Origin of the sequence: Streptomyces sp. NPDC006193, assembly GCF_040613915.1 — a bacterium.
Taxonomy (GTDB): Bacteria; Actinomycetota; Actinomycetes; order Streptomycetales; family Streptomycetaceae; genus Streptomyces.
This window is the reverse complement of the sequence record NZ_JBEXTB010000041.1, coordinates 1-14807: the sequence shown is the minus strand read 5'-3', so window position 1 is coordinate 14807 and position 14807 is coordinate 1. Positions and strand designations below refer to the sequence as shown.

At 71.0% G+C, this 14807-nt stretch carries 12 protein-coding genes, 1 rRNA gene, 1 pseudogene and 1 riboswitch; of the genes and pseudogenes, 2 read left to right on the top strand and 12 right to left on the bottom strand.

All coding sequences use genetic code 11. The features are described from left to right. Nucleotides 1-17 precede the first annotated feature (17 nt). Nucleotides 18-437, top strand: a complete 420-nt coding sequence (locus ABZ261_RS27230; protein WP_356863601.1) for a TOBE domain-containing protein — start codon at nt 18-20, stop codon at nt 435-437. A gap of 62 nt (nt 438-499) precedes the next feature. Here the strand turns inward: ABZ261_RS27230 and gcvP are convergent, their stop codons facing one another. After that, nucleotides 500-3385, bottom strand: coding sequence for an aminomethyl-transferring glycine dehydrogenase (gene gcvP, locus ABZ261_RS27225; protein ID WP_356863600.1), 2886 nt, complete (start codon nt 3383-3385; stop codon nt 500-502). Nucleotides 3386-3560: 175 nt separating this feature from the next. Next, nucleotides 3561-3655, bottom strand: a riboswitch (glycine riboswitch). A 119-nt stretch (nt 3656-3774) separates the two neighbouring features. Between gcvP and ABZ261_RS27220 the strand changes: the two genes are divergently transcribed. Continuing rightward, nucleotides 3775-4146, top strand: coding sequence for a PRC-barrel domain-containing protein (locus ABZ261_RS27220; protein WP_356863598.1), 372 nt, complete (start codon nt 3775-3777; stop codon nt 4144-4146). A gap of 188 nt (nt 4147-4334) precedes the next feature. Here the strand turns inward: ABZ261_RS27220 and ABZ261_RS27215 are convergent. From ABZ261_RS27215 to rrf, 11 genes and pseudogenes are all read right to left on the bottom strand, one after another. Continuing rightward, nucleotides 4335-5663, bottom strand: a pseudogene (locus ABZ261_RS27215) (DNA polymerase IV); the annotation flags it as partial. 66 nt (nt 5664-5729) lie between these two features. Then, nucleotides 5730-6413 carry a MerR family transcriptional regulator gene (locus tag ABZ261_RS27210; RefSeq protein ID WP_356863596.1) on the bottom strand — a complete coding sequence of 228 codons (684 nt, stop codon included), beginning with the start codon at nt 6411-6413 and terminating at the stop codon, nt 5730-5732. Nucleotides 6414-6671: 258 nt separating this feature from the next. Next, on the bottom strand, nt 6672-7145 hold the full coding sequence (locus tag ABZ261_RS27205) for a bifunctional nuclease family protein (RefSeq protein WP_026253112.1): 474 nt from the start codon (nt 7143-7145) through the stop codon (nt 6672-6674). 132 nt (nt 7146-7277) lie between these two features. Further along, a complete protein-coding gene (locus ABZ261_RS27200) occupies nt 7278-8015 on the bottom strand; it encodes a MerR family transcriptional regulator (protein ID WP_356863594.1) in 738 nt (245 codons plus the stop codon). 44 nt (nt 8016-8059) lie between these two features. Then, nucleotides 8060-8890: an FHA domain-containing protein gene (locus ABZ261_RS27195; protein WP_356863592.1), complete on the bottom strand. Its 831-nt coding sequence runs from the start codon at nt 8888-8890 to the stop codon at nt 8060-8062. A 190-nt stretch (nt 8891-9080) separates the two neighbouring features. Beyond that, nucleotides 9081-10007 (bottom strand): DUF881 domain-containing protein, encoded by a 927-nt coding sequence (locus ABZ261_RS27190; protein WP_356863590.1) that lies wholly within the window; start codon nt 10005-10007, stop codon nt 9081-9083. Nucleotides 10008-10012: 5 nt separating this feature from the next. Beyond that, on the bottom strand, nt 10013-10345 hold the full coding sequence (locus ABZ261_RS27185) for a small basic family protein (protein WP_003988855.1): 333 nt from the start codon (nt 10343-10345) through the stop codon (nt 10013-10015). Further along, nucleotides 10342-11256 (bottom strand): DUF881 domain-containing protein, encoded by a 915-nt coding sequence (locus ABZ261_RS27180; RefSeq protein ID WP_356863589.1) that lies wholly within the window; start codon nt 11254-11256, stop codon nt 10342-10344. Before ABZ261_RS27180 ends, ABZ261_RS27185 begins: the two co-directional genes overlap by 4 nt. A 124-nt stretch (nt 11257-11380) precedes the next feature. Next, a complete protein-coding gene (locus ABZ261_RS27175; RefSeq protein WP_356863667.1) occupies nt 11381-13876 on the bottom strand; it encodes a mannose-1-phosphate guanyltransferase in 2496 nt (831 codons plus the stop codon). Nucleotides 13877-13984: 108 nt separating this feature from the next. Further along, entirely contained in the window at nt 13985-14602 is a 618-nt protein-coding gene (locus ABZ261_RS27170) for a CDP-alcohol phosphatidyltransferase family protein (protein ID WP_356863587.1), read from the bottom strand. A gap of 110 nt (nt 14603-14712) precedes the next feature. Next, nucleotides 14713-14807, bottom strand: a 5S ribosomal RNA gene (gene rrf / locus ABZ261_RS27165); the annotation flags it as partial.

The window sequence follows — 14807 nt, the reverse complement described above, 5'->3', positions numbered from 1 at the left end:
CTCTACGGTGGGTGCCCATGACCCTGAGCATCCGCAACCAGCTTCCCGGCACCGTCACCGAGGTGCGCCCCGGCGAGGTGATGGCCCTCGTCACGGTCCGGCTGGACGACGGCCCGCACCTCACGGCCGCCATCACCCGGGAGGCCGCCGAGCAGCTCGCGCTCGGCCCCGGCACGCCGGTGCGCGCGCTGGTGAAGTCGACCGAGGTCTCCCTCGCCACCCGCCGGGTCGAGGGCCTGTCGATCCGCAACCAGCTGCCCGGCACCATCACCCGGCTCACCTCCGGCGAGGCCATGGCCTCCGTGAGGATCGGCGTGGCCGGCGGCGAGATCACGGCGGTGATCACGCAGGACGCGGTCGGCGACCTGGGGCTCTTCGTGGGCTCCGACGTCATCGCGCTGATCAAGGCCACCGAGGTGTCCCTGGCGACGGACTGACACGGCGAAGGGCCCCGCCCGGCTTCCACGAAATCCGGACGGGGCCCTCGCCCACGGCTCGCTCAGTCCTCGTACGCGTCCAGCGGCGGGCAGGAGCAGACCAGGTTGCGGTCGCCGAAGGCCTGGTCGATGCGGCGCACCGGCGGCCAGTACTTGTCGGCGGCCGAGACGCCGCCCGGGAAGACGGCCTCCTCGCGGCTGTAGGCGTGCGTCCACTCACCGCCGAGCGCGGCCGCGGTGTGCGGGGCGTTGCGCAGCGGGTTGTCCTCGGCGGGCCACTGTCCCGAGCCGACCTTCTCGATCTCCGCGCGGATGGCGATCATCGCGTCGCAGAAGCGGTCCAGTTCGGTGATGTCCTCCGACTCGGTCGGCTCGATCATCAGCGTGCCGGCCACCGGGAAGGACATCGTCGGCGCGTGGAAGCCGTAGTCGATCAGGCGCTTGGCCACGTCGTCCACGGTCACGCCGGTCTCCTTGGTGAGCGGGCGCAGGTCGATGATGCACTCGTGCGCGACCAGGCCGCCGGGGCCGGTGTAGAGCACCGGGTAGTGCGGCTCCAGCCGCTTGGCGATGTAGTTCGCCGACAGCACGGCCACCTGCGTGGCCCGCTTGAGGCCCTCGCCGCCCATCAGCCGGACGTACGCCCACGAGATGGGCAGGATGCCGGCGCTGCCCCACGGCGCCGCCGAGATCGGGCCGACGCCCGTCGCCGGGCCGGCCGCCGGCTGGAGCGGGTGGTTCGGCAGGTACGGCGCCAGGTGCGCGCGGACGGCCACCGGGCCGACGCCCGGACCGCCGCCGCCGTGCGGGATGCAGAACGTCTTGTGCAGGTTCAGGTGCGAGACGTCGCCGCCGAAGTGCCCGGGCTTGGCGAGGCCGACCAGGGCGTTGAGGTTGGCGCCGTCGACGTACACCTGGCCGCCGGCCTCGTGGACCCGGGCGCAGATGTCGGCGACGTGCTCCTCGAACACGCCGTGCGTCGACGGGTAGGTGATCATGAGCACCGCCAGCTCGTCGCGGTACTGCTCGATCTTCGCCCGCAGGTCCTCGACGTCGATCTCGCCGTCCCCGGCGGTCCGGACGACGACGACCTTCATGCCGGCCATCACGGCGCTGGCCGCGTTGGTGCCGTGCGCGGAGGACGGGATGAGGCAGACGGTGCGCTGCTCGTCGCCGTTGGCGCGGTGGTAGCCGCGGACGGCCAGGAGACCGGCCAGCTCGCCCTGCGAACCGGCGTTCGGCTGCAGCGAGACCTTGTCGTAGCCGGTGACCTCGGCGAGACGTTCCTCCAGCTCGCGGATGAGCGTGAGGTAGCCCTCGGCCTGCTCGGCGGGCGCGAACGGGTGCAGCTGACCGAACGCGGGCCAGGTGACCGGCTCCATCTCCGTGGTCGCATTGAGCTTCATGGTGCAGGAGCCCAGCGGGATCATGCCGCGGTCGAGCGCGTAGTCGCGGTCGGCCAGCCTGCGCAGGTAGCGCAGCATCGCGGTCTCGGAGCGGTGCTGGTGGAAGACCGGGTGGGTGAGGTAGGTGTCGGTGCGCAGCAGCGCCTCGGGCAGGGTGTCCTCGGTGGTCGCGTCCAGCGCCTCGATGTCGGCGTCGACGCCGAAGGCGGACCAGACGGCGGCCAGCTGGGCCCGGGTGGTGGTCTCGTCGCAGGCCATGGAGACGTGGTCGGCGTCGACTTGCCACAGGTTGACGCCGTTGGCCCGGGCGGCGGCGACGACCTCGGCGGCCTTGCCGGGCACGCGCGCGGTGACCGTGTCGAAGAACGCGCCGTGGACGATCTCGACACCGCCTGCGGTCAGACCGGCGGCGAGGAGCGCGGAGTAGCGGTGCGTGCGGCGGGCGATGGTCCGCAGCCCCTCGGGGCCGTGGTAGACGGCGTACATGCCGGCCATCACGGCGAGCAGCACCTGCGCGGTGCAGATGTTGCTGGTGGCCTTCTCGCGGCGGATGTGCTGCTCACGGGTCTGCAGCGCCAGCCGGTAGGCCTTGTGGCCGTCGGCGTCGACGGAGACGCCGACGAGGCGGCCGGGCAGGCTGCGCGCGAACTTCTCGCGGACGGCCATGTAGCCGGCGTGCGGGCCGCCGAAGCCCATCGGCACGCCGAAGCGCTGGGTGGTGCCGACGGCGATGTCCGCGCCGAGCTCGCCCGGCGAGGTCAGCAGGGTCAGCGCGAGCAGGTCGGCGGCGACGGTGACGAGGGCGCCCAGCTCGTGCGCCTGGTCGATGACCGGCTTGATGTCGCGTACGGCGCCGGAGGCGCCCGGGTACTGGATCAGCACGCCGTTGATCTCGCGCTCGGCGATGCCGGCCGGGATGCCGTCGCTGAGGTCGGCGACGACGACCTCCACGCCGGTCGGTTCCGCCCGCGTCCGGATGACGGCGACGGTCTGCGGCAGGGCGTCCGCGTCGACCAGGAACAGGCCCTTCTTGTTCTTGCCCATGCGCCGGGACAGCGCCATGGCCTCGGCGGCGGCCGTGCCCTCGTCGAGCAGGGAGGCGCCCGAGGTGGGCAGGCCCGTCAGGTCGGCGACCATCGTCTGGAAGTTCAGCAGGGCCTCCAGGCGGCCCTGGGAGATCTCCGGCTGGTACGGCGTGTAGGCCGTGTACCAGGCCGGGTTCTCCATGACGTTGCGCAGGATGACGGGCGGCGTGAAGGTGCCGTAGTAGCCCAGGCCGATCATGGAGCCGAGGACCTGGTTGCGGTCGGCGAGCGAGCGCAGCTCGGCGAGCACGTCGGCCTCGGTGCGGGCGCCCGGCAGGTCCAGGGCGTCGGCGTTCTTGATGACGTCCGGGACCGCGGCGGCGGTCAGCTCGTCGAGCGAGCCGTAGCCGACGTGCGCGAGCATCTTCGCCCGCGCCTCCTGGTCGGGCCCGATGTGGCGCTGTTCGAACGGAATGCCCGCTTCGAGCTCGGAGAGCGGGATGCGATGGGCGGTCATTGCGGAGGCCTCCTGGTCTGACGCGACCTTCGAGGGGCACCCCGTACGGATACCCCGGCGGCCTCCCCCTCTGTCATCTCGACCTGAGAGCTTCACCGAACGCCCGGAGGGGCGCCGGTTTTCACCGTCGGTGAGAGCGGAAGCCGTCGACACCCGCTCTGCTTTCCAGAGTGACCTCGTCCGTGCGGTACGTGAGCCTGAGAGATTCCGGGGAGGAGTTGCTCCTTCGGCGCCCCCGAGGTGGTCGGAGGACTCTCCCGCACGGTGTCAGCAGCCATTGCCAGCGTACCAGCGGGGTCAACGCCTGAGCCCTCGAGTGGCCGCCTCCTTGAATGTGCTCTTTTGTAGTGCTTACGGATGAGTTGCGACCACGTGGAGGGAGAGGGACCGTGCAGACCGACATCGATCCGCGCAACCTGATCGGCCGCAAGGCGTTCGACGTCAATGGCACCAAGATCGGCACCATCGACGAGGTGTACCTCGACGACGCGACCGGCGTGCCCGAGTGGGCGGCCATACGCACCGGCCTGTTCTCCCGGGACGCCTTCGTCCCCCTGGCGCCGAGCGAGCTGATCGACGGCGCCCTGCACGTCCCCTTCGACCGGGCCCTGATCAAGGACGCCCCCGACTTCGGCGTCGGCCGCCATCTCTCCCCCGAGCAGGAACTGCAGCTCTACCACCACTACGGCCTCGACGTGGCCTCCCCTCCCGCGGTCCCGGACCACGACTTCGGCAGGCTGGCGGGGTCGGAGGAGACCTGACCGCGGACCTCTTCCCCGTCGCGGCGGGCTCCTTCCCGGCCGGGAGCCGCTGCCCGACCGCCGGCTCGCCGGCCACCCGCTCCCTGACCGCCCGCCTCCTGCGCGCGGGCCCCCTCCTCGGTCTCCCGGGGCGGGACCCCGTGCCGGCCGCTTCCCCGCCGGCCGGGACCGACGGCCGGGCGGAACGGTTCGGCGACCAGCGGCAGCGGATCCGCGGGCTCCAGCGCCGGGTCGCCGACGGCGAACGTCCGCACCCGCCCCGGAGGTGACTGCGGCGTCTCGAAGCGCACCGTGACGCGCCCCAGTCCGCTCCCCTGCACCCACCCGTGCCCGTACTCGGTGTGCCGCACGTCCTGACCGGCACGCCACTGCCGCTCGGCGGGCTGCGGACGCTCCACGACGGCCTCGGTCGCGCCCTCCTCCGGTTCCTGCGCCGGAGCCGCCGGCATGGCCTGCGCGAACAGGTCCTCCTGCGTGTAGTCGGCGAGCCCGGACACACCGACGCCGAGCAGCCGCACCCCGCCCGTGGTGTCCACGGACTCCAGCAGCCGTGCCGCGGCCTCGCGGACGACCGCCGGGTCGTCCGTGGGGCCCCGCAGGGTCTCGGAGCGGGTGAGGGTCGAGAAGTCGTACCGCCGCACCTTCAGCACGATGGTCCGCCCGGACAGCCCGGCCGCGCGCAGCCTGCGCACGCACCGGTCGGCGAGCCGCTGCACCTCCGCGGCGACCCGCAGCCGGTCGTGGATGTCCACGTCGTAGGTGTCCTCCACCGACACCGACTTGGCCTCCCGCTCGGCCACCACGGGCCGCTCGTCGCGGGCCAGCGCCATGGCGTACAGCGCGTGCCCGTGCGCCTTGCCCAGCAGCCGGACCAGTTCGTCCTCGCCCGCCTCGGCCAGCTCCCCGACCGTGGTGATCCCGGCCCTGCGCAGATGGTCCCCGGTGGCCGGGCCGACCCCCGGCAGGGTGCGCACCGGCATCGGTCCGAGCAGCGCCCGCTCGGTGCCCGGCTCGATCAGCACCAGGCCGTCCGGCTTGGCCTGCTCGGAGGCGATCTTGGCGAGCATCTTGGAGGCGGCGAGCCCCACCGACCCGGTGAGCCCGGTCACCGCCCGGATGTCCGCGCGCAGCTGCTGCCCGGCCCGCCGCGCCGAGGCCTCGTCCCAGGCCGCTCCCCCGGCCTCCAGGTCCACGAACGCCTCGTCCAGGCTCAGCGGCTCCACCAGCGGCGACAGCTCGCGCAGCAGCGCCATCACCTGTTCGCTGATCGCCCGGTACGCGGTGAAGCGCGGGACCAGGTAGGCGGCGTGCGGAGCCAGCCGGCGCGCCTGCGCCATGGGCATCGCCGAGTGGACCCCGAACACCCGTGCCTCGTACGACGCGGTGGCCACCACTCCGCGCGGTCCGAGCCCGCCCACGACGACCGCCTTCCCGCGCAGGCTCGGCTTCGACGCCTGCTCCACCGAAGCGAAGAAGGCGTCCATGTCGAGATGGAGGATCGTGGGCGCGGTTCTCACATCTTCGATGCTGCACCACGGCACTGACAACGCGGTGGTGCGGGAGGCGCCGGAGACGCCCCTGGGTCAGACCGCCCGGTTGCGGCGGCGCGCCAGCTCGTCCGCGGGGTTGTGCCCGACGAGGGTCTCACCGGTGTCGACGCGTTCGCCGTGCAGCTGGGAGAGGGCGCTTTCCACGTCCCGCCACACCACGCCGACGGCGATCCCGAAGACGCCCTGACCCCCCTGGAGCAGGGCGTGCACCTCGTCCGGCGACGTGCACTCGTAGACGGTGGCGCCGTCGCTCATCAGGGTCATCCGCTCCAGGTCACGGAAACCGCGTTCCCTGAGGTGCTGGACGGCCGTGCGGATGTTCTGCAGGGACACCCCGGTGTCCAGGAAGCGCTTGACGATCTTCAGGACGACGACGTCCCGGAAGCTGTACAGGCGCTGGGTGCCCGACCCGTAGGCCGGCCGCACGCTGGGCTCGACCAGACCGGTGCGCGCCCAGTAGTCGAGCTGCCGGTAGGTGATGCCGGCGGCCGCGCAGGCCGTGGGCCCGCGGTAGCCGATCTGCTCGGACGTCATGGACGCCACCCCTCCGCCGTTCGGCACCGCCGTCGCCAGCTGCGGGGCGTGATCGACCGTGCTGCCGGACCGGGGGTGGCCCCCGCTCGGGTGCAGCCGCGAGCCCGGGGGCGGGTACGGACCGCTCTCCCCGAAGCTGCGTCCGGGGGCGCCCCCGGCCGTACCGTCGCCGCTGCTTCTCACGCCGACCTCCGTCCTTGACCTGCCTTCTCGACGGTAGGCAGTCACCAAGGGTGCGTCAACGATCGCCACACTCGGCACGCCGAGTGATAATCACCCTAAGAGTGGTTTCCCGTGTCCCACCGCGGGGAAAGGCTAGCCGAATGCCCTCGCGGGAACCCGTAGGACGCTCTCACCGGCCGGAGGCAATTGCCGGAGCACCGGCTGTGCGGAGCCGCCGCCGCCCGGTGGCGCACCGGGTGGGAGGGACCGCCCCGCGGCCTACTGGCTGCTGGTGCCGAAGTCCTCGGGCGAGATCTGGTCGAGGAACTCGCGGAACTTCTCCACCTCGTCCTCCTGCTCGTCCGGGATGGCGATGCCCGCGTCGTCCAGCACCGTGTCACTGCCGTAGATCGGCGTCCCGGTGCGCAGGGCCAGCGCTATGGCATCGGAGGGGCGGGCGCTGACCTCGACCCCGCTGGCGAACACCAGCTCCGCGTAGAAGACGCCTTCCCGCAGATCGGTGATACGCACTTCGGTCAGCTCCTGGCCGACGGCCTCCAGCACGTCCTTGAACAGGTCGTGCGTCAGCGGTCGCGCGGGGGCCATGCCCTGCTGGGCGAAGGCGATCGCCGTCGCCTCCCCCGGCCCGATCCAGATGGGGAGGTAACGGTCGCCCCCCACTTCGCGCAGGAGCACGATCGGTTGGTTGGAGGGCATTTCGACCCGGACACCTACGACATCGAGCTCGTTCACACAGCAACCCTAGGCCGTGCCCGGGACGTTTGGGTAGTCGGGCCGGGAACAGGTGCCCGATCCGGTCGCCCGGACGCCCCTGCGCAGCCCCTTGTCAAGAGCCGATCCGGCGCGGGCCCGGGGCATCGGGTGTCAGGGCAGCCGCACGCCGAGAGCTGTCCTGACCAGGGCCGCGTGCAGCTTCGTCGTGAGCGCCGCCAGTTCCTTCGTACGGGCCGCGGCGAGGGCCCTGGTCTGCGGGTTGCGGTGGCGCTTGAGCGGTGCCACCACCTGGTCGATCAGCCCCGCCTCGCGGTCGGCGGCGGCCTTCATCGCCCGCAGGTGGCGCGGCTCGATCCCGTACCGGCCCAGCTCGGCGACGAGCGAGGCCACGGTGACGGCCTCGGCGTCGTACACCCCGTCCTCCAGGGGAGTGATCAGCCCGTAGGACTCCCACTCCTCCAGCCGGCCCTCCTCGATGTCCGCGGCGGCCAGCAGCTCCGCCCGGCCGATCCTGGCCGCCGTCGGCGCCTCCGGCGGCTGCGGAGAGTCGTCCGGGGTGCGCTGGCGCCCGACCAGCGGCAGGGCCACGGCCTCGCCCCGCTCCATGGCGTCCAGGTGCTCACGGATCACCTTGAGCGGCAGGTAGTGGTCCCGCTGCATCCGCAGGACATGACCGAGGCGCTCGACGTCCCCGGCGCTGAACTTGCGATACCCCGCCGGGGTCCGCTGCGGCTCGATCAGCCCCTCCGACTCCAGGAAGCGGATCTTGGAGATGGTCACTTCGGGGAACTCGTCGCGCAGCACGTTGAGCACCGTGCCGATGCTCATCAGGCCACTGTCCCTGGCGGCGGTGCCGCTTCCGGCACCGCCGCTCGGTGATCGAAGCATGGACCTTCCCTGGGGGTCCCCCCGGACGTGAGTCCGGGGGCCGGTCAGATGCCCTGCCGGCTCGCGTAGAACACCAGCCGGTACTTGCCGATCTGCACCTCGTCGCCGTTCGCCAGGGCGACCTGGTCGATGCGCTCACGGTTGACGTACGTGCCGTTCAGGCTGCCCACGTCGGCGACCGTGAAGGTCCCGTCCGCGGAGCGCCGGAACTCCACATGCCGCCGGGAGACCGTGACGTCGTCCAGGAAGATGTCGCTCTGCGGGTGGCGGCCGGCCGTGGTCAGGTCGCTGTCCAGCAGGAAGCGGCTGCCCGAGTTCGGACCCCGGCGCACCACCAGCAGCGCCGAGCCCAGCGGCAGAGCGTCCACGGCGGCCTGCGCCTCCGGGGAGAGCATCGGCAGCGGCGTCTGGCCGGTCGCCTCGGAGTCGTAGGCCTCCAGGCCGGAGATCGAGATCGTCGACGTCGTCTCGGAGGCCCGCTCCGGCGCCACGCCGGGGCGCAGCGGCGCTCCGCAGTGGGAGCAGAACCGGGCGTTCTCCGCGTTGCGGTTACCGCACCTCGTACACACCAGGACCGACATCGACGGATCCTCCTGCCGCGGCTGCCCCGCCGGGGCGTTGGACGCGTACGGGCCGGAGGCAAACCCTCCACCCGCACCTGAGGTTGACGGTTGCCCGAAACCTATGCCGCCGGACTGCGCAGGGTCAACAGACGCCGCGCCCTGACCACCGGAAATGTCACCGCCCGGACCAGTGACCTGGTCCCGGAACAGCGGGCGCCGGTCCTCCGCGTCAGGCTGTGCGCGATGGCGGGCGGTGGCGTTGTCGCTGCCCTCTCGCGCGCTCTTGCCGAACAACTTCGCAAACAACTTCACGGGCGATTCCCCTTGACCGAAACAGACCCGCCCGTGGGGCAGGACGAACCCTGATTGCCTACACCGGCCGAGCCGGACATCCTCACAACGTCCGTATGCACCAAACAGTTTCCACCACGCAGCACCCCTTCGGTGCGCCGACCCCCCGCAACCTCATGCCCTTGCGCGAGAGCCCCCATGCACCGACGGTTCACCGGGAGGACGACCGAGCGTAGTCAGGCCGCTCCGCCTGTCGCAAGGCGTCCACGACGATCTTGCTCGACCGTTCGACGGTGACCGTGGCCTGCTCCTTCTCCAGCGTCTGCACCACGCCTCCCGGGATGTTCAGCGCGGGCTCGAGGTCCTGCGGCTTGCCGATGACCTTGAAACGATAGGGGGCTTTGATCTTGTTCCCGTCGACGCTCACGCTGCCGCCGGAGTCCGTGAAGTACGTGCCGGCCACCACCCGGACCCGGTTGACCTGGATGGCCTCCGCGCCGGCCGCGCGCAGCTCCTGGATCGCGTCGAGCAGCATGTCCGCCTGGACCGTCCCCTTCGTGTCCTCGATCGTCATGGTGATGCCGGGACCCTTCGCCGCCACCGTGCCCGCCAGGATGCCGAGTTGCCTCTCCTTCTCGGCGGTCTGCTGGCGCGCCTCCGCGGCCTGGTCGGAACTGCTCTGCAGCTCCTGACGCTGTTTCTCGAGTCCCTGCTTCTCGTCTTCTAGACGCTCCGTACGCGCATCCAGTTCATCCAGGATGCGCACGAGGTCCTCCTGCCGTGCGCCGCGCAGCGCGCTGTCGGTGTCGCTGTTGGACGCGACCTGGACGGCCAGCCCGAATCCCAGGCCGAACAGCAGCAGCGCGACGATGAATTGGGCGCGCGTGAAACGCGGCGGCCACAGGCCGTCGACGAGCCGCTGCCGCCCGCTCAGCGGCTGCTGCGGCTCCCGCTCCTGCTGCTCGGCCGGCTCCGCCGTCTCGGGCCCGGGAGCGGGAGCGGACACGGGAGCAGGCGCGGACGCGGGCGCGGGGGCGGGCGCGGGCGTGGGCACCTCGGCCGGCAGTTCCCTGCGCAGTTTGCTCTCCGGCTGGTCGTTGCGGTCGTTCCGGTCGTTCCGGTCGTTGCGTTCGCTCATGGCCGTCACGCCCGGAACACGTGCCGTCGGATCGCCGCGGCGTTGGAGAAGATGCGGATGCCCAGGACCACGACGACACCCGTGGACAGCTGTGCGCCCACACCCAGCTTGTCGCCCAGGAACACGATGAGGGCGGCGACGACCACGTTCGACAGGAACGACACCACGAAGACCTTGTCGTCGAAGATGCCGTCGAGCATGGCCCGCAGACCGCCGAAGACGGCGTCCAGCGCCGCGACGACGGCGATCGGCAGATAAGGCTCGACGACCGCCGGAACCTCGGGCCGGACCAACAGGCCGGCCACGACTCCCACGACGAGGCCCAGTACGGCGATCACGATGTGCCCTTCTCGCTCTTCTCGGTGCTCGGCTGTGCTGTTCTTACGATCACACTGGGGGCGGCGGGCAACCGCACGTCGCCCTCCGTGGAGATGGTGGCGCGGATGCCGTAGTTCTCCCTCAGCGCGTGCAGGTACAGGCCGTCGGCACTGTCCTGGAACCTGGTGCTCAGCCGCTCGCCGTCCCCCACCGCCAGCACCGTGTACGGCGGCACCAGCGGCCTGTTGTCGACCAGTATCGCGTCACCCGCGGCCCTGATCGCGGACAGGGCGGTCAGCCGCTGCCCGTTGATGGAGATCGCCTCCGCCCCGGAGGCCCACAGCCCGTTGATCACGCGCTGCATGTCGCGGTCGCGCACGCGGCCGGTGTCGGAGAAGTTCGACGCCTCGCGGGGGCCGCCGTCACCGCCCGGACCGGCGTCCTCGGCGTCGTTCACGACGAGTTTCACGCCGGGGCCGTGCACGGCGGTCGCGCCCGACAGCAGTCCCGCCAGGTCCGCCTCCGTGCCGCCGCCGCCGGCCCGCAGGGCCGCCCGCTGACGGGCGCCGACGTCCTCGCGCAGTTCGTCGACGGCGGTCTCGAGCTTGTCCGCGTCCCTGGTCTCGCTGTCGATCCGGTCGATCAGCTCCTGGCGCTCCTTGGCCACCACCGGCGCCGACACGCGCGCCTGCGCCGCTCCCACGGTGACGACCAGCGCCGCGAGGACGAGTCCCGCGGCCAGGCCCAGCTTGGCCCGGAGCGTCTTCGGCAGACCGCCTTCGCCCTCGGCCTTCTTCCGGGCGGCGGCCTCGGCGTACCCGTCGTCGAGGCTGTGGTCCATGACGTTGGTGATCAACGACATGGAGGCGTCCGGGCGCTGCGGCCGCGCGGGGCTGCTCCGAACGGGGGGTTGCTGCGGCATGCCGCACATCGTCGCATGTCGCGAGCGGTACCTCCGAACGGCCCCACCGGCGTGCCGGACAGGCCCTTTTGAGGACACTTGTCCGGCACGCGCACGTGCGGCGGTTTTGCCGTCCGGAGCAGCCGGGTGTGCGTTACCGGCCGGCGCTGTCCACGACGGCCGACCACTCGTCCAGCAGGGCCTGCGCGGAGGCGTCGTCGGGTCCCTCGGCCCACAGGTGGGTGACCGCCTCGGCCGGGTCGGGCAGCACCATCACCCAGCGCCCGTCGGCCTCCACGACCCGCACGCCGTCGGTGGTGTCGACGGACCGGTCCCCGGCGGCCTCGACCACCCGCCGCATCACCAGGCCCTTGACGGCCCACGGCGTGGCCAGGTCCCGCTTGAGGACGTGCGCCCGCGGGATCCGCGCGTCGATCTGGCTCAGGGTGAGCTGGGTCCGCGCCACGAGTCCGATGAGCCGTACGAAGGCGGCCGTGCCGTCGTAGACGCTGCTGAACTCGGGGACGATGAAGCCGCCCTTGCCGTCGCCGCCGAAGATGGTGCCCTCCTGGCCGCCGACCCGGGTGAGGTCGTCGGGCGAGGTGGTGGTCCACTCGACCTGGGTGCCGTGGTACGCGGCGACCTGCTCGGCGATCCGGGTGGTGGTGACGGGCAGCGCCACCCGCCCGCTGCGCCGCTCGGCGGCCACCAGGTCCAGCATCACCAGCAGCGCCCGGTCGTCCTCGATGATCCGGCCCTTCTCGTCCACGAGCGACAGGCGCTCGCCGACGGGGTCGAACCGGACGCCGAACGCGGCGCCCGAGGACGCCACGATCTCACCGAGCCGCACCAGTCCGTTGCGCCGCATCTCGGCCGTCTCGGTGGGCCTGGACTCGTCGAGACCGGGGTTGATGGTCAGCGAGTCCACACCGAGCTTGCCGAGCAGGCTGGGCAGCACGAGCCCGGCACTGCCGTTGGAGGCGTCCACGACGACCTTGAGGCCGGATTCGGCTATGCCGGTCGTGTCGACGTTCCGCAGCAGCGATCCGGTGTACGAGTCGAAGACGCTCGCGGGGAAGTACAGGTCGCCGATCTCGCCGGGGAACGCCCGCCGGTACTCCTGCCGGGCGAAGACCCGGTCGAGCTTCCGCTGGCTGCCCTGGGACAGGTCGGCGCCGTTGCCGTCGAAGAACATGATGTCGACGGAGTCCGGGACACCCGGCGAGGTCCGGATCATGATGCCGCCGGCGCTGCCTCGCGCGGTCTGCTGCCGGGCCACGGGCAGGGGCACGTTCTCCAGGTCGCGTACGTCGATGGCGCTGGCCTGGAGCGCGGAGATCACCGCGCGCTTGAGCGCCCGGGCGCCCCGGGAGTGGTCGCGGGCGGTGGTGACGGTGGCGCCCTTCTTCAGGGTCGTCGCATAGGCGCCGGCGAGCCGGACCGCCAGCTCCGGGGTGATCTCCACGTTCAGGATGCCGGAGACGCCGCGGGCGCCGAAGAGGTGGGCCTGGCCGCGGGACTCCCAGATCACCGAGGTGTTGACGAACGCACCGGCCTCGATGGTCTTGAACGGGTAGACGCGGACGTTGCCCTGGACGATCGACTCCTCGCCGATCAGGCACTCGTCGCCGATGACCGCGCCGTCCTCGATCCGGGCGGCGCGCATGATGTCGGTGTTCTTGCCGACGACGCAGCCGCGCAGATTGCTGTGCTGCCCGACGTACACGTTGTCGTGCACGACGGCCTTGTGCAGGAAGGCGCCGCTCTTGACGACGACGTTCGAGCCGACGACGGTGTGCTCGCGGATCTCCGCGCCGGCCTCGACCTTCGCGTAGTCGCCGATGTACAGCGGCCCGCGCAGCACGGCGTCGGGATGCACCTCGGCGCCTTCGGCGACCCACACGCCCGGGGAGATCTCGAAACCGTCGATGTCGACGTCGACCTTGCCCTCGAGGACGTCCGCCTGCGCCTTGACGTAGCTCTCGTGGGTGCCGACGTCCTCCCAGTAGCCCTCGGCGACATAGCCGTAGATCGGCTTGCCCTCCTTCATGAGCTGCGGGAAGACATCGCCGGACCAGTCGACGGGAACATCGGGGTCGACGTAGTCGAAGACCTCGGGCTCCATCACGTAGATGCCCGTGTTCACGGTGTCGGAGAAGACCTGCCCCCAGGTCGGCTTCTCGAGGAAGCGCTCGACCTTGCCCTCCTCGTCGACGATGGTGATGCCGAACTCCAGCGGGTTGGGCACGCGGGTCAGGCAGACCGTGACGAGCGCGCCCTTCTCCTTGTGGAAGTTGATCAGCTCGGTGAGGTCGAAGTCGGTCAGGGCATCACCGGAGATGACGAGGAAGGCATCGTCCTTCAACGCCTCCTCGGCGTTCTTGACGCTTCCGGCGGTACCGAGTGGCTTCTCCTCGTTGGCATACGTGAGCTCCATTCCGAGCTCTTCGCCGTCACCGAAGTAGTTCTTGACGAGCGATGCCAGGAACTGCACGGTGACAACGGTCTCGGTGAGCCCGTGCCTTTTGAGCAGCCGTAGCACGTGCTCCATGATCGGGCGGTTGGCCACGGGCAGGAGCGGCTTGGGCATGCTCGAGGTCATGGGGCGCAGGCGTGTGCCTTCGCCCCCGGCCATCACGACGGCCTTCATGTCGGAAGCGTCCTCCTCCAAGAGACGACTGTCTAGCCGACTTCACCCGTCAGGATTGTCCCGCACTTTCGCGCCGCGGGCCATCGAGGCGTGGGGTACGGACCACAATCACTGAGTGGAATCGGCCGTGGCATCCGCACGAACCAAACGGCGGACTTGTACCACGTAGAGCACTCCTGCCCACCAATACAGGGTTGTACCCCATCCGGCGAACGCCCATCCGAAAATAGCAGCGAGTGACGCGATCCAACCAGTTCCGTCACTGAGGAGCAGGAGCGGGAAGGCGTACATCAGGTTGAACGTCGCGGCCTTCCCCAGGAAGTTCACCTGCGGCGGCGGATACCCGTGCCGGCGGAGGATGCCCACCATGACCAGCAGGACCAGTTCCCTGGCCAGCAGCAGCGCGGTCAGCCAGAGCGGCAGGATCTCGCGCCAGGTGAGGCCGAGGAGCGTGGAGAGGACGTAGAGCCGGTCGGCGGCCGGATCGAGCAGCCGGCCGAGGCTGCTGATCTGATTCCAGCGCCGGGCGAGCTTGCCGTCGAGATAGTCGCTGACCCCGCTCAGGGCCAGTACGAGGAGGGCCCAGCCATCGCTCTTCGGGCCGCCGAACTCGGGCCTGAGGATCAGCCACAGGAACAGCGGTACGCCGACGAGCCGCGCCATGCTGAGGATGTTGGGGATGGTGAGGACCCGGTCCGTCTGAACACGGGTCTCCTGGACCTCCACCCGGGGGCCTCCTGTGGGGAACGAGCCGACTTACGACGCCCTCGACCTTACCTCAACGCAAAAAAGCTCCGGCCCCTGGGCGATGCCCAGGAGCCGGAGCTGTAAAAGGAGTTCGGCGGCGTCCTACTCTCCCACAGGGTCCCCCCTGCAGTACCATCGGCGCTGTGAGGCTTAGCTTCCGGGTTCGGAATGTAACCGGGCGTTT